The organism is Terriglobia bacterium, assembly GCA_020072845.1.
Classification (GTDB): domain Bacteria; phylum Acidobacteriota; class Terriglobia; order Terriglobales; family Acidobacteriaceae; genus JAIQGF01.
Genome location: JAIQGF010000004.1, coordinates 83,384 through 106,015 on the forward strand (window position 1 = coordinate 83,384; position 22,632 = coordinate 106,015).

The 22,632-nt window shown below is 63.0% G+C and carries 17 protein-coding genes; 4 read left to right on the forward strand and 13 right to left on the reverse strand.

Annotated features, from left to right (window positions below; translation table 11 throughout):
- Both leuB and LAN70_03720 read right to left on the reverse strand, forming a co-directional pair.
- Positions 1-1,107 carry a 3-isopropylmalate dehydrogenase gene (gene leuB / locus LAN70_03715; GenBank protein ID MBZ5510255.1) on the reverse strand — a complete coding sequence of 369 codons (1,107 nt, stop codon included), beginning with the start codon at positions 1,105-1,107 and terminating at the stop codon, positions 1-3.
- Complete coding sequence (locus LAN70_03720; GenBank protein MBZ5510256.1) at positions 1,107-2,309, reverse strand: 2-isopropylmalate synthase; 1,203 nt, start codon at positions 2,307-2,309, stop codon at positions 1,107-1,109. The genes leuB and LAN70_03720 overlap by 1 nt, the downstream gene beginning before the upstream one ends.
- Before the next feature lie 207 nt (positions 2,310-2,516).
- Between LAN70_03720 and LAN70_03725 the strand changes: the two genes are divergently transcribed.
- On the forward strand, positions 2,517-3,428 hold the full coding sequence (locus tag LAN70_03725; protein ID MBZ5510257.1) for a LysR family transcriptional regulator: 912 nt from the start codon (positions 2,517-2,519) through the stop codon (positions 3,426-3,428).
- Position 3,429: 1 nt separating this feature from the next.
- On the opposite strand, the gene LAN70_03730 is transcribed toward LAN70_03725, so the two are convergent.
- The 5 genes from LAN70_03730 to LAN70_03750 form a co-directional block, all read right to left on the reverse strand.
- Complete coding sequence (locus LAN70_03730) at positions 3,430-6,483, reverse strand: glycosyl hydrolase (protein MBZ5510258.1); 3,054 nt, start codon at positions 6,481-6,483, stop codon at positions 3,430-3,432.
- Between the two features lie 197 nt (positions 6,484-6,680).
- Positions 6,681-8,015, reverse strand: a complete 1,335-nt coding sequence (locus tag LAN70_03735; protein ID MBZ5510259.1) for a cytochrome c3 family protein — start codon at positions 8,013-8,015, stop codon at positions 6,681-6,683.
- A gap of 20 nt (positions 8,016-8,035) precedes the next feature.
- A complete protein-coding gene (locus tag LAN70_03740; protein ID MBZ5510260.1) occupies positions 8,036-9,121 on the reverse strand; it encodes a cytochrome bc complex cytochrome b subunit in 1,086 nt (361 codons plus the stop codon).
- A 1-nt stretch (position 9,122) separates the two neighbouring features.
- On the reverse strand, positions 9,123-9,617 hold the full coding sequence (locus LAN70_03745) for a Rieske 2Fe-2S domain-containing protein (GenBank protein MBZ5510261.1): 495 nt from the start codon (positions 9,615-9,617) through the stop codon (positions 9,123-9,125).
- A 31-nt stretch (positions 9,618-9,648) separates the two neighbouring features.
- Positions 9,649-10,257 (reverse strand): cytochrome c, encoded by a 609-nt coding sequence (locus LAN70_03750; GenBank protein ID MBZ5510262.1) that lies wholly within the window; start codon positions 10,255-10,257, stop codon positions 9,649-9,651.
- 359 nt (positions 10,258-10,616) lie between these two features.
- Here LAN70_03750 and LAN70_03755 point away from each other — a divergent pair, with 359 nt between their 5' ends.
- On the forward strand, positions 10,617-11,354 hold the full coding sequence (locus tag LAN70_03755; protein ID MBZ5510263.1) for a hypothetical protein: 738 nt from the start codon (positions 10,617-10,619) through the stop codon (positions 11,352-11,354).
- Position 11,355: 1 nt separating this feature from the next.
- On the opposite strand, the gene LAN70_03760 is transcribed toward LAN70_03755, so the two are convergent.
- The 5 genes from LAN70_03760 to LAN70_03780 form a co-directional block, all read right to left on the reverse strand.
- Positions 11,356-12,609, reverse strand: coding sequence for a cytochrome c (locus LAN70_03760; GenBank protein MBZ5510264.1), 1,254 nt, complete (start codon positions 12,607-12,609; stop codon positions 11,356-11,358).
- Positions 12,606-13,991 carry a sigma-54 dependent transcriptional regulator gene (locus LAN70_03765; protein MBZ5510265.1) on the reverse strand — a complete coding sequence of 462 codons (1,386 nt, stop codon included), beginning with the start codon at positions 13,989-13,991 and terminating at the stop codon, positions 12,606-12,608. The genes LAN70_03760 and LAN70_03765 overlap by 4 nt, the downstream gene beginning before the upstream one ends.
- Positions 13,988-15,319 (reverse strand): PAS domain S-box protein, encoded by a 1,332-nt coding sequence (locus LAN70_03770; GenBank protein ID MBZ5510266.1) that lies wholly within the window; start codon positions 15,317-15,319, stop codon positions 13,988-13,990. Before LAN70_03770 ends, LAN70_03765 begins: the two co-directional genes overlap by 4 nt.
- Positions 15,320-15,497: 178 nt before the next feature.
- Positions 15,498-18,947, reverse strand: a complete 3,450-nt coding sequence (locus LAN70_03775) for a hypothetical protein (protein ID MBZ5510267.1) — start codon at positions 18,945-18,947, stop codon at positions 15,498-15,500.
- A gap of 141 nt (positions 18,948-19,088) precedes the next feature.
- Positions 19,089-20,243, reverse strand: a complete 1,155-nt coding sequence (locus tag LAN70_03780; GenBank protein ID MBZ5510268.1) for a Fic family protein — start codon at positions 20,241-20,243, stop codon at positions 19,089-19,091.
- Positions 20,244-20,351: 108 nt separating this feature from the next.
- Here LAN70_03780 and LAN70_03785 point away from each other — a divergent pair, with 108 nt between their 5' ends.
- Positions 20,352-20,588 carry an HNH endonuclease gene (locus LAN70_03785; GenBank protein ID MBZ5510269.1) on the forward strand — a complete coding sequence of 79 codons (237 nt, stop codon included), beginning with the start codon at positions 20,352-20,354 and terminating at the stop codon, positions 20,586-20,588.
- Here the strand turns inward: LAN70_03785 and LAN70_03790 are convergent.
- A complete protein-coding gene (locus LAN70_03790) occupies positions 20,585-20,929 on the reverse strand; it encodes a hypothetical protein (protein ID MBZ5510270.1) in 345 nt (114 codons plus the stop codon). The genes LAN70_03785 and LAN70_03790 overlap by 4 nt on opposite strands.
- A 207-nt stretch (positions 20,930-21,136) precedes the next feature.
- On the opposite strand from LAN70_03790, the gene LAN70_03795 reads away from it, so the two are divergent.
- Positions 21,137-22,579 (forward strand): M20/M25/M40 family metallo-hydrolase, encoded by a 1,443-nt coding sequence (locus tag LAN70_03795; protein MBZ5510271.1) that lies wholly within the window; start codon positions 21,137-21,139, stop codon positions 22,577-22,579.
- Positions 22,580-22,632: the final 53 nt, after the last annotated feature.

The window sequence follows — 22,632 nt, forward strand, 5'->3', positions numbered from 1 at the left end:
TTACACCGCGTGGTAGGCGTGGCGGCGGTCGCCGATGCCGGCGAGCGCGTCCTCGACGGCAGCGCCCATCTGTTCGGTGGTCGCGGGCGGCGTGCGCCGGTCGCGAATCAGATCCGCGGTGCGATAACCGCGGTCCAGCACCTCGGCAATGGCAGCTTCTACGTCGCGCGCTTCCTGCTCCATTCCGCCGGCAAAGCGCAGCAGCAGCGCCGCGGTGGCAATCGCGCCGAGCGGATTGGCAATGCCGCGGCCCGCAATGTCAGGCGCGGAACCGTGGACGGGCTCGAACAAGCCGACTTTTCCGCCGATGCTTGCCGAAGCCAGCATGCCGAGCGAGCCGCTGATCACCGCCGATTCGTCGGAAAGAATGTCGCCAAACAAGTTTTCCGTGAGGATGACATCGAAGCGGCACGGGTTCGAGACCAGGTGCATGGCGCAGGCGTCCACGTACATGTGATCGAGCGCGACGTCGGGGAATTCGTGCGCCACACCGCTGACGACCTTGCGCCACAGTTGCGAGGTCTCCAGCACGTTCGCCTTGTCCACCGAGGTCACCTTGTGCCGGCGCGTCCGCGCCTGCTGGAAGGCAATGCGCGCGATGCGTTCGATTTCTTCGCTGGAATAACGCATGGTGTTGAACGCGGCGGAATCGGACCTGAAACCGCGCGGCTGGCCGAAGTAGAGCCCGCCGAGCAATTCGCGGACGACCAGAATATCGGCGCCGCGCACCACCTCGGAGCGGAGCGGCGAGCAGTCCTCGATGGCGCGGTGAGAGGACGCGGGGCGCAGGTTGGCAAACGCGCCGAGCCGGCTGCGCAGCGCCAGCAGCCCGGATTCCGGCTTGCGGTCGGAAGGCAGCGAATCGAATTCCGGCCCGCCGACCGCGCCCAGCAGCACCGCATCGCTGCCCAGGCACGCGTCCAGGGTTGAAGGGGGGAGGGGAAAGCCGGTTTCGCGAATCGCTGCTCCGCCGATCGGTTCGGAACGGAAGTGGAAGTCGTAGCCCTGGATTTCGGCGACGGCACGCAGCACGCGTACCGCTTCGCGCGTCACTTCGACGCCAATGCCGTCGCCAGGAAGAACGGTAATGCTCAGCCCGGTCCCCATCAGTCTCCGTAGGCCTGCGCGGCGCCCGCAATCGGCGGCGATGGAGGCACACCGCGTCGCGGCAGCAGCGCGATCAAATCCCGATCATAGATGTTTTTCTTGCGGTCCGCGAGTTCGGTGAAGCGCTGGTACACCGAATTGAGTTCGTCGCCGGCGAGCGGATGTCCGAGCTCGGCGTAGCGGCGCGCGAGCGCGTGGCGGCCGGAATGTTTGCCGAGGACGATGCGGTTGGACGACAGGCCGACGGATTCGGGCGTCATGATCTCGTAACACAGCGGATTGCTGAGCACGCCATGCTGGTGAATGCCGGCTTCATGCGCGAACGCGTTGCAGCCGACGATGGCCTTGTTAGGCTGCACCGGAAACCCGAGAATGGCAGAGAGCGCCTGGCTGGCGGGCGAGATGTGCTCGGTGCGAATGCCGGTGGTGAACGGGAGGCGGTCGGCGCGGACCCGCATCGCCATCACGATTTCCTCCAGCGCAGCGTTGCCGGCGCGTTCGCCGATGCCATTGACGGTGCACTCCACCTGCCGGGCGCCGGCTTCAATCGCGGCCAGGCTGTTGGCGACGGCGAGCCCGAGATCGTTGTGGCAGTGCACGGAGATGGTTGCCTTCTCGATGCCGCGCACGCGCTCGCGGATGTTCGCGATCAGGCGCGTGAACTCCGACGGGACGGTGTAGCCGACGGTGTCGGGAATGTTGAGCGTGGTGGCGCCGGCCTCGATCACACCCTCGAGGACCGAGTTAAGGAATTCCGGGTCGGAGCGGGTGGCGTCCTCGGGGGAGAACTCGACGTCGTCACACAGGGTACGGGCATAGGTCACAGCATCGCGTGACTGCGCCAGGGCGTCGTGGCGGGAGATCTTGAGTTTGTACTGGAGGTGGATGTCGGAGGTGGCGAGGAAGATGTGGATGCGGGGGCGCTCGGCGCCGCGAATGGCCTCCCAGGCGCGATCGATGTCCTTGCGGGTACAGCGCGCCAGGGCGGCGATCTTGGGCCGCCGAATGCAGGCGGCGACCGCTTGGACGCCACGGAAATCACCATCGGAGGCGATGGGGAACCCGGCCTCGATGACGTCTACCCCAAGCCGGTCGAGATGACCGGCTATCAGCACCTTTTCGTCCAGGTTCATGCTGCACCCGGGCGACTGCTCGCCGTCGCGCAGCGTGGTATCGAAGATCGTAATGCGATTGTCGCTCACTGCGCCTCCCGTCAAAGTGGATCACACGACTATGTGCGGAGGGCCCCAGGCAAATGTGAGGCGTCCCGGTATCCTCGGTAACTGCCATAATCGTAAGCCGCCGGAGGCCCGATACTCCAAGTTATAATTCTTTTGGTTATCATTAGGTTTTTTGATGGCATAATCGCGGGGCACCCCCGGGCAAACATCCTTGAATAGAGGGCACGGATGGACCTGTTCCAACTGGAAGTGTTCGTCATGGTGGCGCGCGAGGGCAGCTTCTCGCGGGCGGCGGAAAAACTGTACCGCACGCAGCCGGCGGTGAGCCAGGCGATCCGCAAGCTGGAAGACGAACTCAGCGAACCGCTGTTCGACCGCTCGTCGCGCGACGGCCATCTCACCGACGCCGGGCGCGTCCTGCACGAGTACGCGCAAAAGTTGCTCAACCTGCGGGGAGAGGCCACCGAGGCGCTGGTGGAAATGCGCGAGATGCGGAAAGGCAAGCTGAACGTCGCCGCCAACGAGTACACCTGCCTTTACCTGCTGCCGGTGCTGGCGGAATTCCGGCGGCTGTACCCGCTGGTGAAGACGACGGTGGAGCGTTCGCTGGCCAGCCGCATTCCCCAGGAAATCCTGGAACACAACGTGGAGTGCGGCGTGCTCTCCTTCAATCCCGAGGACCCGTTGCTGCGCAGCATCGTGGTGTACCGGGACGAGCTGGCGTTTGTCGTGTACCCGCGGCACACGCTGGCCAAGGCCCGCCAAGTGAGCATCAAGCAGCTCGGGGTGGAATCGTTCGTGGCGCACCACGTGCCCTCGCCGTACCGCGACAAGGTCATCCAGTCATTCAAGCGCCACAAGACGCCGCTCAACATGGACACCGAGTTGCCGACGATCGAGGCGATCAAGAAGTTCGTGATGATGGAGAACGGCGTGGCGCTGGTGCCGGGGATCTGCGTGCAAGACGAACTGCAGCGTGGCGACCTGGTTCGCGTGCCCATCGCCGACCTCAAGCTGGAACGACGGCTGCGCCTCGTGTACCGCAAGCATGCGAACCTGTCGCACGCTGCGCGCGCATTCATGAAGGTGGCGGAGGCGATGGCGGACGGCCAGAGATATCTTTTCCAGCCGGAGCGGTAATTTACGAGCCAGCAGGCGTGCCCGAGGGCACAGTCAGCACCGGCACACCGGTCTTGCGCATGAGATCGTTGAGCGCCGGCAGATCGCGATCCAGCAGCTCGCGCAGGGCCTTCAGTTGCTCCTGAAGTTTGCCGTTGAGAACGTCATACACGGCGTACTGCGGCCGGGTCGGCGCGGCATCGGCGTACTCAATGGTGTGGCTGAGGGAGTCGAACTGCTCGTTGAGCTGGTTGGGATAACGCAGGTTGCCCTCCGAGCTCTTCATCTGCACCTGCATCAATTTTTCTTCGATGGGAGTCATTTTCTTGTTGAGCTCGTCGGCCGCGGCCACTACCTGTTTCGCCGGGGTGCTCTCGCCCGCCCATTTCTTCAACGTGTCGAGTTCGCCGCGGAGCTGGCGAATCTGATTCACCGCGAGGTGCAGTTCCCGGTTGCTGCGGTCGATCTTCACGGCCAGATCGAATTCCTTCTGCAAGTCCGCCTGGGTAACGTTTTTCAACCGCGGATCGATGAGCAGTTCCAGCGGCACGGTTTGGGTGAAGGACCCGGCGGTCAGCTTCACCTGGTATGTGCCGGGAAGCGCGAGCGGTCCCACCGGTCCCAACCCCGAATAAAACGCGCCCGGAATCTTGACCGGCGATTCGTAGCGCAGGTCCCAGGGGTAGCGGTTCATGCCGGCCTCGGCAGGAATCGTAGGATTGGGAATTTCCTGGTCGGGCCACTCCGGCGGCTGTTCGTAGGTTTTCTTTTCCTTGCTGGAGAGGTGGCGCACGAGTTTTCCCTGCGCGTCGGTGATGTCGAGCGTCACTTCTTCTTTCGGCTTGGCCGCAAAGTAATAATCAATGACGGCGCCCTTGGGCGGGTTTTCGCCCACCGGACGACGGCGGTCCACCTGGTCCGGATAGTGGAAACGCACCGCAGGCTGCGGCTTGTAAAGGATCGCGGGCGCAGAGGCGCTTGCCGCCGTGAGCTGGCGCAACGGCGTGATGTCGTCCAGGATCCAGAACGAGCGGCCGTGGGTTGCGACCACGAGATCGTTGTCGTGCACGACAAGGTCGTGAATCGGCGAAACCGGCAGGTTAAGTTGCAGCGACTGCCAGTGCGCGCCGTCGTCGAAGGATGCGTACACGCCGCGCTCCGTGCCGGCAAACAGCAGGCCCTTGCGTCCGGGGTCTTCCCGCACCGAGCGCACGTAAAAGTTTTGCGGGATTCCGTTCACCACCAGCGTCCAGGTCTTGCCGAAATCGGAGGTCTTGTAGATGTACGGCTTCTGATCGTCCGACTTGTGGCGGTCCACGGCAATGTAGGCGCTGCCGGCGTCGTGCGGCGACGGATCGATGATGCTCACCAGGCTCCACTCCGGCATCGCCTTGGGCGTGACGTTGGTCCAGGTGGTGCCGCCGTCGCGGGTGAGCCAGACGAGGCCGTCGTCAGTGCCCGCCCAAAGCTCGCCCTGCTGCACGGGCGACTCGGCGAGCGTGAAGACGGTGTCGTAGTACTCGACGCTGGTGATGTCGAGCGTGATCGGGCCGCCGGAGGGCAACTGCTTGGATTTGTCGTTGCGCGTCAGATCCTTGCTGATGGCGGTCCAGGTCATGCCGGCGTCGGCGCTCTTGTACACCTTGTCGCCGGCGGTATAAAGGGTCGTTTTATCGTGAGCCGATATAAACAACGGGGACGTCCAGTTGAAGCGCAGCACGTCGAGATCGACGGCGCCGTGGCCGGCCACGTCCAGCGGCCACACGGAAACGTCCTGCGTCTGCTGGTTCGCCTTGTTGAAGCGGAAAATGGTGGCCTCGTTGTTGCCGTAGATGGTGTTGGTGTCGCGCGGGTCGGGCGCGATGAAGCCGGTCTCGCCGCCGAATTCGAACCAGTTCTGCATCGTAATCACGCCCTCGTCGGCATAGCTGGCAATACCCACGCTGCTGTTGTCCTGCTGCGCACCGTAGACGAAGTACGGAAATTGCTGGTCGGCAATGACGTGGTAGAACTGCGCGGTCGGCTGGTTCAGCAGCGTGCTCCAGGTCTGCCCGCCGTCCAGGCTGATGGTGGCGCCGCCGTCGTTGCCGTTGATGATGCTTTTGGGATTGGTGGGATCGATCCACAGACCGTGATGATCGCCGTGGGGCGCGGGGAGCAGCGTAAAGGTCTTGCCGCCGTCCACCGAGCGGAACAGGCCGGTGTTCTCGACGTACACGGTGTCCACCGTCTTCGGGTCGGCGAAGATGTGGGTGAAATACCAGGCGCGCTGGCGGTAGCGCTCGTCGTCGTTGACGCGAACCCAGGTGTCGCCGCCATCGTCGGAGCGGAATAGCCCGCCCTCTTTCGCCTCGATGAGCGCGTACACGCGGTTGGAATCCGCGCCGGAGACGGATACGCCGATGCGCCCGAGCACGCCGTCGGGAAGGCCGTGTGCTTCGAGCCGCTTCCAGGTGTTGCCGCCGTCGGTGGAGCGGAACAGGCCGCTGCCCGGCCCGCCGCTGGACAGGCTCCACGGCGTGCGGTTCACTTCCCACATGGCGGCAAACAAAGTGTTCGGGTTCTGCGGGTCGAAGACGACGTCAATACCGCCGGTCTTGTCATTGACGAACAGAACTTTTTGCCAGGAGGCGCCGCCGTCGGTGGTGCGGTAAATGCCGCGCTCGGCGCTGGGTGCGTACACATGTCCCAGGGCCGCGACGTAAACGATATTGGGATTGGAGGGGTGAACGATGACGGCGCCGATCTGCCGCGAATCCGGCAGGCCAACATGGGTCCAGTTCTTACCGCCATCCACGGACTTGTACACGCCATCGCCGTAGGTAATGTTGCCGCGGATGCACGCCTCGCCGGTGCCGGCATACAGCAGGTTGTGATCGGAGTCGGCCACGGCCAGCGCACCGATGGAGGTGAAGGGCTGCTTGTCCGTCAACGGCCGCCAAGTGGCGCCGGCATCGGTGGTCTTCCATATGCCGCCGGCGACGCCTCCGAAATAAAACGTATTGGGCTCGCCCGGCACGCCGCTGACGGCTATGACGCGTCCGCCGCGATAGGGACCGATGCCTCTCCACTTCATCCCGCTGAAGAGCGCCTGGTTGTAGGTTTGGGCAAACAGCACGGAAGCGAGACACACAAACAGCAGGATGGCGACACGCCTGAACATGCTTACGATCCTCCCCACGACGAAACCGAGCATCGTAGCACGAGGCATGGGGACAAAAAAATCCCGGCCCGCAGACCGGGCCGGGTTCAGGAGGTCATGATGACCAAGACTTATTTCCGTGACTCGATTCTGCTGATGTACAGCTTCAGTCCGATCAGCATCGCCACGATGGTGAGCAGCGAAATGCCGAGTCCGGCGCGGCGGTAGTCGCGTTCGCGCAGGGCCTTCTCGCCAGCCTGGCGGGTCTTCTCCGCGGTCTCCTGGCCCACTTTGACGTCGGCGTCGATTTTCGCCAGGGTGAAGCTGTGCAGGGTGACGCGCGCTTTGGTGAGCTGGTCGCGCGCGGAAGTCAAATCGAGTTGCGCCTGGCTCACCTCCATGCCCGATTGCTCGGCGCGCGTCAGAACCTCGTCGGATTTCACGATCGCATTTTGTAACGCGGCGAACTGCTGCTGGATTTTACCGGCGACGGCGAATCCGGCATCGCCCTGGGAGTGACACTGTGTGCACACGGCCTGCGGGCCGGTGCCCACCATGGCGTCGCTGGGATGGGTGATGCGGTGGTTGCTGTGACAGGTGACGCAACCGGGCAGCCCGGCGGCCGCGAATGCCGCCTTATGCGGGCTGGTGTCGAATAACTGCGCCTGGAAGACGTGGCAGGTGGAGCAGACATTGGTCACGCTGGCGACGCCCGGTGGCGCCGCTCCGTGATTGCCGTGGCACGTGGTGCAGGTGGGCGCGCTCAGGTCGCCGCGCACCGCCAGCGCGTCGTGATGCACGCTGCTGCTGTAGCCGGCGAACTGGTCGTGCTTGATGGGATACGCCTGCATGTACTTGCCGTCGGCATGGCAGCGCGCACAAGTGTCCGCCACGTTCAGCGGATACACCTTCGACCGCGGATCCTTCACCGCGCGGATGCCGTGCACGCCGTGGCAATCAATGCAGACCGCGACCTTGGAATCGCCGCCCGCCAGCCGCTTGCCGTGCACGCTGGTCTTGTACTGCGCCAACTGGTCGGTGCGCAGCGACGGGTTGTACTGCCGCATGTAAGCGCCGTCGGCGTGGCACTTGGCGCACAGTTCTGGGATCGCCTTGCGGTCAATGTGCCCCTTAAAGCCCTTCTTCTTGTCCATGGCCTCCATGCTGGTGGGATCGCCGCCGTGACACGCGGCACAGGTGAGGCCCTTTTGCGCGTGAATGTCCTGCGCGTACTGCTCGCCGGTGACTTTCAGGTTGGCGTCCAGCGCCGAGTGGCAGTCCACGCACGTGCTCTGCACCGCTGGCGGCAGCGCGGCGGCATGCGCCCGCGACGCGGCGAACAGCGCGACCACGATCCAGATTGCCACCGCCAGCAGGAACATCCACTGCGATGCGCGCGCGGGGGCAGTCCCCCTCGCTTGCCCCCCATCGCGCGCTTGCATGATTTGGTTATCAATGGCGCTCATGAATTCTTCTCCCGCCCGGCTCACTTGGCCACGTATCCGTACATCGTCATGGTGACGATGTACGCCAGCGCGAACACGCCGAACCCGGTCACGAACGCGCGCGCCAGCCTCCATTTGCATCCCTCGACAAATGGGAGCAGCACCCAAACCGCGCCGGCTAGTCCGAAACCGAGCACGCCCAACAACTCGCCGTCAATGAACCAGATCTTGGCAGGAATCAGTTTCAGCGTCTGGAACATGAACAGGAAGTACCACTCGGGCTTGATGCCGGCGGGCGCCGAAGCAAAAGGATCGGCCTTCGCACCCAGACCCCAGGGCGACAACGCGGCCAGTGCGCCCAAAACTCCCAGCGCGATGTACCAGGCGAACATTTCGCGCAGGGCGAAGTTGGGAAAAAACTTCATTTCGCGCGCGGCCGAAGGATCGCGCTGCCACTGCTCTTCCACCGACGGCGGCACGCTGATGCCGAATTTCTGCACCAGCAGGATATGGATCGCGAGCAGCAGGGTGGTAATCCCCGGCAGCACCGCGACGTGGAAGCCAAAGAAGCGCGTCAGGGTGGCGCCCGTGACGTCCTCGCCGCCGCGCAGGAAAATGACGATCCATTTGCCGATCACCGGCACTTGCCCGGCGACTTCGGTTCCGACTTTGGTGGCGAAGAAGGCCAGCGTATTCCACGGCAGCAGGTAGCCGCTAAACCCAAAGCCCATGGCCAGCAACAGCAGCACCGCACCCGTGACCCACGTCAATTCGCGGGGCTTGCGGTACGACTTCAGGAACAGGACGCTGAACATGTGGGCGAACACCGTCAGGATCATCAGGTTCGCCGACCAGGAATGAATCGACCGCACCAGCCAGCCGAACTGCACTTGGGTGGTGATGTACTGCACGCTTTCGAAGGCCTCATTGGCGCTGGCGCGGTAATACAGCAGGAGGAGAATGCCGGTACAAACCTGAATCATGAAAAGGAACAGCGTGATCCCGCCCAGGAAGTACCAGTACGAAAGCCGGTGCATGGGGACGGTCTTCTTGCGCAGCGGCTTGGTGAGTTCGGCCCAGCCGAAGCGCTCGTCGAGCCAGTTCTTGACGAGAACGAATGGGCTCATCTCACGCCTCCCGTTTCCGGCGCACGACGATCTCCTCGCCCTGCACGTGCACGTCGAACAGTTCCAGCGGACGCGGCGGCGGACCCGAGACGTTGCGTCCCGCCAGATCGTAGGTGCCGTTGTGGCAGGCGCACCACACCTGCTTCAGGTCGCTGCGGTATTGCACGGTACAACTCAGGTGGGTACAGGTGGCGGACATGGCGCGGTATTCACCGCTGCTGTCGAGAATCAGTAGCCCAAGCCGGCTGCCGAAGCGAAAGATTTTGGCGCTATTCGGTTTCAGTTCGCCGACGTGCGCGGCCACCACCGTGTCGCCGCCCATGTCGGTGGCGGCCGGCGGGACCAGGTAACGCAGGACGGGATAAATGAAGGACGCGGCGGATGCGAGCAATCCTCCGCCCAGAAGAATCTGCACGAAACGCCGACGGGCGGGACTGTCCGGACCGGCGTGTCCACCCGCGCCGCGGGGTGCAGTTGTAGCCTCAAACGCTTGCATCATGGCCTCCCGAAATGTGCCGCTGGCTGCGCTACTTCTTGGCCAAGCCCTTGACGTAGGCGGCCAGTTGCGCAATCTCGTCCTTGGTCAGCTTGCCATCATACGCCTGCATTTTGTTTTTGCCCTTGGCGATGGTCTGGGAAAGCTCGGCGACGGACTGCTTCTGCACTTCGGGTGAGGTCAGGCTCTTGAGGTTGAATTTGGCGCCCATCGGCGTCTTGCCTTGCCCGTCGGCGCCGTGACACATGACGCACTTGCTGGTGAAAACGGCGGCGGCGGTATCGGCCGCGTAGGACTGCGCAATAAACAGCGATGAGAGCAGTATGAGAACTACCAACGTGCTGTAAACGGGTACCTTTCGCATTCTTGGCTCCAGGGGTATTTCGTAATCGTGTTCCAGGAAATTACTCACTTGGACGGGCTGCACCTCGGTTTCTTCCTGGCGCGCGGCCTCGGGAGCGGGCACGAACAGCCGCCACAGCATCCATGAGATCAGGACGGCGAAACCCAGGTACCAGAGCAGCGGACCCACCAGCCACACTACCCACAGAGGCAGGGCGCTGTACTTGCCCAGGAAGGTGCCGGCGCCGGCAAACAGCAGGAAAAGTCCTATGAAGGCAAGCACGTCCACGCGTCTCATGGCGAAGACTCCTTTAATCGGGGAGGGAGAAAGGGAATTTGTCGATGAGTTGACGTCCACCGGAGAGGCCGACCAAGGCTCACGGCTGTTATCAGGCATCGCTTCCCTTCCTCCTGTATCCCTCGATATACGAACGTACGTTCGCACGCGTGGGGCCGTCCGGGACGCCACTGTGCAAAAGCGCGTATGTGATTGGCAGAGTGACGCTTAGGAGAGTTCAACATAGCAGCACAGGGCAGCCGAACGGGGGTTTGTCTGTCCGAGAATCGGGCGGCGTCAGAAAATCGGACGATCGTTCGAATCAGGCGGGGGCAGATGCGCCACACGGCTCACCTGATTATCGGTTAGAGTGCTCTGTCATGAGCGGACTTAGAATCGCTATGGCCGTGCTCCTGGCCTCGGCAGCCAGCGCTTGTGCCCAGGAGATTCCATCCGGGACCGCATTGCCGGTAAGGCTGAACACCAAGCTTGATGAGAAGTCCGCCACGTCCGGCCAGCCGATTACCGCCAGCATTGCGCAGGACGTGCCCTTGCCGTCAGGAGGCATGATTCGCGCCGGCTCGCGCATGAGTGGACGCGTGCTGCAGGCCGGGAGGAAGGGCGATGGCAGCTCGTACGTGCGCCTGCGATTTGATTCCGTGCACAGCAATGGCCGAGACATTGCGATCAACACCAGCTTGCGCGCGCTCGCGCCGCCGCGGGACGTGCTGGACGCGCAAATGCCGGACCATAGCCCGGACCGTGGCGAATCGCCGGCGAACTGGACAACCACCCAGATCGGCGGTGACTCGGTGTATCGCGGAGGCGGCCATGTCATGCATGGAGACGTGGTCGTCGGCGACCCGGTCAACGATGGTGTGATGGCCGTGCTACTGGCAGTACCATATCCCGGATGTGACGCGGGCAGCAACGGTCGCCGGCTGGCGCTATGGGTGTTTTCGTCATCCGCCTGCGGCGCTTATGGCTTCGGTCGCTTCGACATTGCGCATGCCGGGGACACAAACCCGATTGGCGAGATCGTTCTGCAATCAAGAAAAAACGTGCGTGTCTACGCTGGCAGCGGAATGCTGCTGATTACGGTGAGCTCGATCCAATAGGCTATTTACGCGTCTCGATCGGCGTATTCAAAAACGACAGCAGGTCTCCCACATCGCTCTCCTGCAAGACCGGCCACGATTGCCCCACCTTGCGGCTCTGCTCGTACATTTTTGCGCCGTGCCGCCAGAGATTGTTGGCCAGCCGTACCGCGGTGTAGGCTTGGCCGCGTCCGCGCAAAGCCGGGCCGCGTGCGGCGCCTTGCGCCCGCGTGCCGTGGCAGTCGGCGCATCCCCGCCACGCGAAGATGCTGGCCCCGACCTGCGGCGATCCGGATGGCTCCTGGTAATGCAGGCTATAAAGAAACACCGCCAGGTCGGCCATCTCCTGCGACTCAAACGTTGGCGGCGCCTGCCCCACGGAGCGCATGGCGCGATGCATGTCGGGAAAATGATTCAGCATCGTCTCCCCGAATTGCGAAAACGTGGGCGGCAGCTTGCCGTCGGCCCCTAGCACCGGCCCGACCGGCCGCGGAGGCGGACCGCCGACAGGCACCACTGCCGGCGTGGGAGGGTTGCGAAGCGCGTGGCAGTTGATGCAATACTTCGTCTGGAAGACCTGCCATCCGCGGTCGGGGTCCGCCGCCGGGACGGACGGTTCGGCGGCCGCGTTCCCGCTTTGTTGCCGCAGGTAGGCAAACAGGTCGCGCAGTTCGTTCACCTGAAAATGAGGCCACGCAATGCCCAGGGCGCGCATGCTGCTTTCCATCGCCGCGGCGTGGTTCCAAAGGACCTGCGTCCAGGTGATCGGCGAATCGGCCCGCGCCAGCTCCTGCACCGTGGGCGCGGCTCCGGCCTTGCCCTCCGAGCTGTGGCAACGGGCACAATTCTTGGTGACGAACAACTGCTGCCCGCGCGCCGCGTCTCCCGGCTCGTCGGAATAACCGGTCAGGTAGAGGTAGGCGACCAGTTGTCCCGTCTCGTCATAGGACAGCGTGGGATAGGGAAGCTTGGCCTGTTGCATGGCCTCGTACATACGGGGGGCATGGTTCCACATGGCCGTGACCAACTGGGGCAGCGTGGCGGCGCGTTGCCGCAGCGGCGGCCCCAACTGACCTCCACCGGCCCGGCCGTCGTGGCAGTTGGCGCATCCTTTGTCGCGGAAGACGGCGCTGCCCTGGGCGGGCTTGGGCGCGACCGTAATCGCCCAGCGGTTCTGGGTGTTGCTGTACTGAACGCGGAGGATCACCGCGAAGACCAGCAGCGCCGCGGTCGCGATTGCCATCCAGAGCACGAATTCCCGCCGCGGCTGCGTCATTTCGCCTGCTCCGCTTCATCGCGGACTTTCAAATCGCGCATCTTGCGGTACAGCGTGTCGCGCGAAATGCCGAGCAGCGCCGCCGCCTTGGTGCGGTTGCCTTGGCACATGCGCAACGAGCGCTCGATGGCAATTCGTTCCATCTCGTCCAGCGCCAGCGGATGTTCCTCGAAGCGCGCGGCCGCGGCCGGCGTGGCCACCAGCGTCTTCACGTCCTTATCGGTAATCGTCTGCGGATCCGCTTGCGAGAGCGCGGCCACGCTCTCCAGCACGTTTTGCAACTCGCGGACATTGCCGGCAAAGCTGTGGTTCAGCAGCAACTCGGTGGCGGCGCGCGCCAGCGTGATGTGACGCCCGTAACGGTCCGACAACTGCGCGGCAAAATGCTGCGCCAGGACGAGGATGTCCTCGCGGCGCGCGCGCAGGGGCGGGATTTCGATGACCACAGTCGCGATTCGGAAATACAAATCGTCGCGCAGGAATTCCGACCGCAACTGCGCCAGCGGCCGGTTGGTGGCGGCGACGATGCGCACATCCACCTGCACCGGGCGCGTGCTTCCCACCGGCCGCAGCTCTTTCTCCTGCAGCACGCGCAAGAGTTTGACCTGCGCGTCCTTGGGCATTTCGCCGATCTCGTCGAGAAACACGGTGCCGCGGCCCGCCGAGACGAAGACGCCGGGCGCATCGTTGTAGGCGCCGGTAAAGGCGCCGCGACGGAAGCCGAACAGCTCGCTTTCCACCAGGTCGCGCGGCAACGCCCCGCAATTGATGGCCACGAAGGGCTCTCCCGCCCTGCGGCTGGCACCGTGCATGGCGCGGGCCAGCATTTCCTTGCCGGTTCCGGTTTCGCCGACGATCAGCACCGCCGCATCGCTGGCCGCCGCCGCCCGCGCGCGTTCCACCACGCGTTGCATTTGCGGCGAGACGAACACCAGGTTCTCGAACGGGTCGTGGATTTCCTTCAGGTTGGCTTCCAGTTGCGCCACCCGCTGCCGCAGCCGGTGCACTTCCATGAGGCGCCCGATTTTCTTCTTCACCGCCTGCCGGTCGAAGGGCTTGGTGAGATAGTCCTCGGCGCCGCGCTTGATCGCCTCCACCGCCGTCTCCACCGTCGCGTATCCGGTCATGATCACGACCGGCAGATCGGGATTGCGCTGGTGAATCTGCTCCATCAGCGTCAAACCATCGGTGAGCGGCATGACCAGGTCAACCAGCGCGACCGCGAGCCCGGGATTCTCCTCGGTGGCGGCCATCGCCTCCGCGCCTGACAGCGCGACCACCACGGTGTATCCCTGCTCCACCAGGAAATCGCGCAGCGTGCCCGCCAGGCCGGCATCGTCGTCAATAATCAGGATTTCCGCGCTGCTCTGGTCCGGGCTCATGCTCCCGCCTCCTGCGCGAACGCCGCGGCATTCATCCGGCTGCCCAGCCACAACGGCAACTGCACCGTGGCGACAGCGCCTCCAGCGGGGGCGGCATGCAGGCCAATCGTGCCGCCGTGTTCCGCCACGATATTGCGCGCAATCGCCAGTCCCAGCCCGGTACCCTTGCCCGGCGGCTTGGTGGTGAAGAAGGGCTCGAAGACGCGCGCGAAGTCAGCGTCGGAAATGCCGCAGCCGTTGTCGGCAATTTCGATGGCGAGTTTCCCGTCTGTCTGGCGGCAGGTGATGCGGATTTCACCGCCGGTGGAAACCGCGTCCAGCGCGTTGCTCAGCAGGGTCAGCAGCAGAGTTTCGATCTGGTTGCGATCGGCCAGCACCTTGGCGCCCACGATCTCCGCCAGATCGGCGCTCGCCCGCACCTTTTTGGCGCTGAACGATGGCGCCATGAATCCGAGCACCGCCTCGACCAGCGGCCCCACTTCTTCCGGCTGCTTCTGCGGAGCGGGCTTGCGCGAGAAATCGAGCAGCCGTCTCACAAACTGCTGGCAGAAGCCGATGGTGTTCTCCAGTTGTTCCAGGTCCGAGGCGCACCCGTTCTTGTGCTCCGCCCGCGCGCGCATCATCTGCACCCGCAGCAGCATGGATGCCATGGGCGTGTTGAGGTGATGCGCCGTGCCCGCCGCCATCTTGCCCATGGTGGTGAGCTTTTCCAGCTCGAGCAAGGTCTGGCGCAACCGTACCCGCTCACGGATGTCATAGGTGACTTCCATGACGTACTGGCGGCCGCCCTCGCGGAACGGCAAAAGGCTGAGCTGGACCTCGATGGCATCGCCTCTGTGATTGCGGCGCTGCGTCTCCTGGTCGAATACCGCATCGCCGGCGTCCACCGAATGCAAGAACGAGTGCAGCTCTTGGTCCTTGTCCAGCGGCACCGTGGGCAGCGCGTTCCCGATGACCTCCGCCTTGGTGAACCCGTAAAGCTGCTCCGCCGCCGCGTTCCATTCCCAAACCCGCAGCGCGCCGTCATACAGCGCCACCGCGCCCGGCGACGATTCCAGCAGGCCGCGGTAGCGCTCACGCGAGCGGCGCAACTCCTCTTCCGCGATGCGCCGCTGCCGCAGCACGAACCACGCCGCCCACGAGGCCAGCAGCAGCGACGACGCGATCCCCCGGCTGATGTAGAGGTAGTGCAGCGAGACGTAATTCAAATCGCGGAAATAGTGGTTCTCCACCAGCTCCCAGAATGCGAACACCAGCGCGATGATGCTGATGCTGGAGAGCACCAGGGTCGCCCAAAACCATCGCCGTCCGTGTTCGCTTTCCCGCACAAAACCTCGCCTGGCAGGGATGCCGGAGCCGTGAAGCGGTAGACGGATAGACCTTCACCGCCGCACTGATGTTGCTTTGGACAGCGCACACCGGTCAGTGACAGAGGTCACGAGCGCCTGTGAGGGCCGCACGCGGGTCGAACGGCCACGGGCCAACGACCATCGACCAACGACTGCTTTATTGTCCCGAGGACGTCGCCGCCCCTGCCTTCAACTCGATCGGACCGCCGGCAAACAGGGTGTTCGCTCCCTTCTCCAGCGCCAGCTTGTTGAAGGCGGCCACGTCGGTCCGCAACAGCTCGTTAAAAGCGGCGAGGTACGCGTCGAGTTCCCGTTTAACCGCCGTCACATCTTCCATCACCAAGGGAGTCGGCGCCTGGTTATAGGGCTGTGAGACCGCGCGGTACGCGCTCTGCAGGCGATCGTGGGGGCGTGCCAGGTTATGCAGGCGCGCGAGCGGATCGCCCACCGCGGCCACATTGAACACCGTCTCCTCCACCGTGTTCAGCTTGCGCCGCAAGGCCCGCGCCTGCGCCAGCACCGGCTGATAGGCGACGTTTTCCACGCCGCTGTTCTCCGCCTCCGGCCCGAGCAGCCGCTGCACGGTCGCGATTTGCGCTTTCAAGCTGTCAATCCGGTTGATCGACTCGTTCATGGCATTCATCCAGTCGCGCAGTTCCAGGGCCTGCTGCAACTGCGCCCGCCCGGCCTCCATGTCGAACGGCATGCGCGGATCGGCCTCCACCGCGGCCTCGGTGTTCTCCGTTTTTCCTGCCGCCGTGACCGCGACCTTGTATTTGCCCGGCAGCGCCGCCGGTCCGCCAGGATTGAAGAACTCGTTCTCTTCATCCGGACGGCGCGCGGAATTGAGCCGCTTGGCGTCGTCGTAGCGCATGTTCCACGTGACTCGATTCAGGCCCTGCTTCCCCGGCCCGTACAGCGTGCGCACCACCTGCCCGCCGGCATCGGTGACCACGATCTTCACCGGCCCGCGACGCTCGCGACCCTCGCCCGCCGGCTCAGCGCGCTCTCCGGCAGGCTGCTCCTCTCGCTCCGTCCCCGCCTCCTCCGCGCGCGCCGATTCCGCGCTTCCCTGTGCCGGCGCGGGCGCTTGCGGTTGCCCCACCCTTGTCTCGCCCGGTGGAGCCTGCCCCGAAGCGGAGCGAGGTGGCGAGACAGGGTGGGGGTTTTCCGTCCCGCGTCCTTGCTGCTCCGCCCGCGCGGCTGGTTCCAGCGCTTTCGCCAGGTAATAGGAAATCACCACGCCATTCGGAGGATTGGGGGTGGAGAAATCCCCGCGCGCGCTGAACCCATGCTTCTCACCCGGCCACAAGCGCCACTTCACACCCGGCTGCGACGAGTACAGGTGGAAGTCCTGCGCCAGCACCTGCGCCGAGGTCTCCTCCAGCGGCGTGATGTCGTCGAGCACGAACAGCCCGCGCCCGTGGGTCGCCACGATCAGGTCGTGGTTCGCCTTGTGGAACTTGAGGTCGTAGATCGGCGCCGTCGGGAAATTGCTCTTCAGCGGCGTCCAGCGCTCGCCTTCGTCATGGGAATAGAACAAGCCGGCATCGGTGCCGAGCACCAGCATGCCTTTCTGGTTGGGGTTTTCGCGCGCCACGCGCGCCGGATCGTTCCCCGGCAGACCGCTCGTGATCGACGTCCACGTCTTGCCGTAATCGTGCGTCTTGAAAACGTACGGCTTGTTGTTCTCGACCTCGTGATAATCCAGCGCCACGTACGCTGTCCCCGGCGCGAACGGCGACACCTCGATCTGCTGCAAGCGGCCCCACTCCGGCACCTTGGCCGGGGTGACGTTGGCCCAGCTCTTGCCGCCGTCGCGCGTCACCTGCACCAGGCCGTCGTCGGTGCCGACCCAGATCACATTCGGATCGCTCGCCGACAGCGCCATGGACAGGATGGCGTCGAAGGTCTCCGCTCCGCTCATGTCCAGTTCCACCGGCCCGCCGCTGGGCAGTTGCTTGGATTTGTCGTTGCGCGTCAGGTCGGGGCTGATCGGCGTCCAGGTCTTACCGGCGTCGGTGGACTTGAACAGCACGTTGCCGCCGAGATAAACGGTCTTCCAGTCGTTCGGCGCCACCGCGATGGGCGACGTCCAGTTAAACCGGTACTTCAGATCCTTGGGCGCCAGGTCGGTCACGCCCTGCAGGTACGGACGCATGTAATCCGCCACGCCCGTCGCCCTATCCATACGCGAGATGGACCCATTCTGCGAGTCGGCATAGATGATGTTCGACTTGTTTCCCGCCGGCACGATGTACTCGCCATCGCCTCCGGTAGCGGTCCACCAGTCCGCGCCCACGATCCCGCCGCGCGACAGGCTGTTCGACGGACCGCACCACCCGTTGTTGTCCTGCAACCCTCCGCACAGCAGGTACGGACTACGGTCATCGAAGGCCACCATGTAGAACTGCTCGATGGGAATGTTGTCCAGGTAGCGCCAACTCTTGCCGGCATCGGTGGAGACGTAGGCGCCGCCATCGTTGCCGTTGATCATGCGGCTGGGATCCTTGGGATCAATCCAGAGCCAATGATGGTCCACGTGCACCGCCCGCCCGATCACCTGCGCCGACTTGCCGCCGTCGTGCGACTCCAACATCTGGTACGACAGGAAATAAATGTGGGTTTCGCTGTCGGGCGACACATACAGGGTGGTGAAGTAGAAGCCGCGATAGACGTATCGCGGATCGGAGCTGACCAGCTTCCAGTGCTCGCCCATGTCGGTGGAGTCCCACAGCGTGCCCTTCTTGGCCTCGATCAGGGCGTAGACGTGATTGCCGTTGGTCGGCGCGACGGAGAGTCCAATCCGCCCCAGCGGGCCCTTGGGCAATCCCTCGCTTAATTTTTTCCAGGTGGCGCCGGCATCGGTGGAGCGATAGATTCCGGTGTTACTGCCGCCGCTCACCAACATCCAGGGTTGACGCGTGAACTCCCACATTCCGGCGAACAGCACCATCGGGTTCGACGGGTCCATGACCAGGTCGCTGGCGCCCGTGGTGTCGCCCACGTACAGCACCTTCTGCCACGTCTTGCCGCCATCCAGAGTGCGAAAAACGCCGCGGTCCACATTCGGCCCCCAAACGTGCCCGAGCACGCCGACATACACTATGTCGGAATTCGTCGGGTGCACCACGATCTGCGAAATCTGCCCGGCATTTTCGAGGCCCATGAATTTCCAGCTCGCGCCCGCATCCGGCGAAAAGTACACTCCCTTGCCCGTGACCACGTCATTGCGCGGATTCGATTCGCCCGTACCGACCCACACGAGGTTGGGATTGGAAGGCGCCAGCGCGATCGCCCCGATGGACGCCGTGGGCTGCTTCTCGAAAATCGCTTTCCAGGTCAAGCCCGCGTCCGTGGTCTTCCACACGCCGCCCGCCGCCGCGCCGACGTAGTACACGTTGGCATTGCCGGGAATTCCCGCCACCGCGGCAACGCGTCCGCCCCCGGCCGCGGGACCCAGATTGCGAAACTTCATGTTCTCGAGAATGTCGGGTGGCTTGTTGTCAGGCGCGGCAGTGTTGGCCTGCGCCATGGCAACGCCGGCGCAAATCAGGGTTGCCAAGGCAAGGATGAACGCGTGCTTCGCGAATGAGGTGGATGGCATGGTGTGCTCCTGCGGGAATTCCATCGGGCTGCAAACCGATTAGGCTAACGCAAAACTTGGAGGGCGTCATCCTGAGCGCATGGCCGGTAGTGGTTCAACGGCATCGGGCGAGCAATTGAGACTGAGTTGCTGCACGTATCGTCAGACAGCAACTCCGTTCTTGGGAAATGGCAATGCCCCTTGTGTGAACGGATCAACATCGGTTCGACGCTCGTAATTCTTGAGGTAGATTCCCCGGAGCATTTCAGAAGCTGCGTAAGCTCTCCCCCTCGTCTCGCCCTCTGGGATCAGAAAGCCACTCTCGACTAGGATTCTCAGATCGCGGCTTGCCACTTGTTCGGAAACATCAGCGGACGTGATGTAGTGAGATCTGCGAATTGCATAACCGAACGCGGCGTCCACGAGGGTAGGCGTCGCTCTATCGTTGATGCCGCGTTGGTTGACAAGCTCTTCAACCTCATTCCATACACGTTGAGTCATTCTGCTGCGCTGGAGCAACCAGTACCCCTGCCGATAATGCGCAACGAGGTTAAAGTGAATCCACTTTCGGCAGTCGTTCTCTGGATGAAATTTCCCCTGACCGACTTCCCCTAGGACATCGTAGTACTCTTGAGAGTACCTGCCCAAGTATTCCTCAATACTGCAGAATGTCGGTTCGATGATCTGCTCACGGCCCAGTATCAACGTTTGCAGACATCGTGCCATTCTTCCGTTTCCGTCTGAGAATGGGTGAATCATTACCAAATTCAGGTGCCCCAGGGCCGCTCTGATGATCACCGGCAAATCGGATTTCTCATTCAATGAATTGACCAACTCGCTTACCAGCTTTGGAACAAGATCAGCGTCTGGGCCCTCATAGACGTTCTGTTGTTTCTTTTCATCCCTGACGTAAACGATGCCGGGGCGATAACGTCCTGGGTGTTTCTGCAGTTCGTGCTGCATCATCATGAAGTGCAGCCCACGAACTAGTCCTTCGCTGTAAGAAAAGTGCGGGTCATTCGCGAGTTGCAGCACGTATGTCATGGCATTCCGATAGCCGACTGTCGCTTGCCACGTTGGCCGTTCAGCGGTCATCGGTTCATCATTCTCCACGGCGGCCATCGCGTCATCTTTTGTGACGTTGATTCCCTCAATGCTGTTAGAGTGACGGATATTGCGGGCCAATGTGGCACGACGAAGCACGCCAAACCAACGCCCTGGAGTGCTGATGGAATACTTCAAGGATTGCCGCATAGCGTTGATCTTTTCGATCACTTCCAGCGTGCTTGGCAGTAACTCTGGACTTTGAAACAGCATCTTGTCTCCTATTTTCAACAATATACTAATACATAATAATTATGCTGTCAAGACATAATTATTGTGTTATAGTGTCCTCGTATTGCACTAACCGAAAGGAGTGTGGACGTGGCTTTCAGTGAAGCAACAAAACAGGCGGCATTCACTCGCGCTGGTGGGCAGTGCGAATGTCGCCGCCTCTCATGTACCGCTCACAACACAGTGCGTTGCCAGACAAAGCTTACAACCGGACGCTGGCACGCGCACCACAAAACCGCAGTTTCCTCTGGTGGCGATGACTCACTGAGCAACTGTGAGGCGCTGTGCATCCCTTGCCACGAGCAAACCGAAACCTACGGAGCTTAACACAACACTTCGTTCAGGGCGGAGACTACCATGCCTGTAGCTTCCGCCTTGAAGCTCAGTTTGGCCATTGGCGCATCCGCTGAAGTTGCCTCTACGTTCAAAGTCACATCTTCTTCCAAGCGGCTCTTGAGGACAGGACCTACTTTTTGAAATACCAACTGGCAGATTTCGCGCCACCCGCCGCACGTAAAATACACATATCCGTTTCGGCCACCCACATCGCCTTCGCAGCTCTGAAGCGTTTCCAGGCCACCAACGGAATTGAGCAGCGAGACGATCTCCGCTACTCCGGCATCTACTGGAGCATTCACTTTGATCCAGACCTGTTCGTGAGCGGCCACGTTGCAGACAAATTGCCTCTGTCGCGGGTCTGCTGCCAGTAATTCTGCGGGTACCCTCAATAATTGCCGCTTCCCTGGACGCTTATTGGAAACTGCACCCCTACCCGCGCGGGCCAGCATTGCGGCGTGCTCAGGATCAGTGCATTCTTCTCAGACGCTACTCAGGTTGTAAACTGTTGGTCGCCAAATCCATTTTCAAGGTTTGAAATGTCACGATTCGTTTCCGTCGTCTTCATCCTCCTGAGCTTCATTCCCCTTTTTGCCCAGCGCCCGCGCGAGGCCGCCGCCAATCCATTTCCGCCGCAGGCGATGGACGAGATGAAGCGGGTGCAGCAGGCGGCGTTGGCCAGCGACTACGCCTACCAGATTACGGCTCATCTCACGGACAACATCGGGCCGCGCCTTGCCGGGTCACCGCAGGCGCAGCAGGCGGTGGAGTACATCGCCGCCGAGATGCGCAAGCTCGGACTCGAGGTCAGGTTGGAGAAGTGCACCGTGCCGCACTGGGTGCGCGGCGCCGAATCGGGGGAACTGGTTGAATTTCCCGGCCAGACGCCGAACACCGACCAGAAGATCGTGCTCACCGCGCTGGGCGGCAGCGTCGCGACTCCACCACAAGGCGTGACCGCCGAGGTGGTGGTCGTCGGCAATTTCGACGAGCTCAATTCCCTGGGCCGCGAAAAAGTTCAGGGCAAGATCGTCCTGTTCAACGTCAAGTTTGATAAACAGCTCGCCGCCGCCGGCTTCGCGGGGCCGGCGTACGGCCAGGCTGTGGTGTATCGCGGGCGTGGCGCATCGGCGGCAGCACGGCTGGGCGCATCTGCATCCCTGATCCGGTCGGTCGGCGGCGCCGACTACCGCCTGCCGCACACCGGCGTCATGTCGTATGCGTCTGATGCCCCCAAGATTCCCGCCGGCGCGGTCACCGCCGAAGACGCCGACCTGATCGAGCATCTCGCGCGCCAGGGCCGCGTCCGCCTGCACCTGACGCTTACCCCGCAGGACCTGCCGCCGGTCGAGAGCTACAACGTGATCGGCGACCTGAAAGGCAGCGAGCATCCCGAGCAAGTGGTGATCGTCTCCGGCCATCTCGATTCCTGGGACCTGGGCACGGGCGCGATTGACGATGCCGCTGGCGTGGCCGTCGCCATGCAGGCGGCGCAGGTCATGAAGCAACTCGGGCTGCGGCCCAAGCGCACCCTGCGTGTCATCGCCTGGATGGACGAAGAAGGCGGGCTGCTCGGGGCGCGCACTTACGTCAAACAGCACGCCGCCGACATCGCCAATCATTTCGCTGCCGTGGAAAGCGATCTTGGAGCTGGGCACGCCATGGGCGTTAATTTTGCCGGTCCGCCGCAACTCGAACCCCTGCTGCGTCCCGTGGCCGCAGTGCTGCAAAGTTCAGGCGCAGGTACGCTGCGCTCGGCCCAGGACGTCGGGTCCGACATTTCGCCCCTCACCGCCGCCGGTGTGCCCAGCTTCAGTCCCATCCAGGATGCACGTTTCTATTTCGATTACCACCACTCCGCCGCCGACACCCTGGACAAGATCGTCCCGCGCGAGTTGCAGGAGAATGCCGCCGTCATGAGCGTCCTGGGCTACGCTCTGACCAACATTCCGGTTGACTTGCCGCGGTCGGCGCCGCGTTAAGCCCTTGCCGGGAAGTGTGCGTGGGCACCGTCTGCGGTAGGGGGGACGAAAGA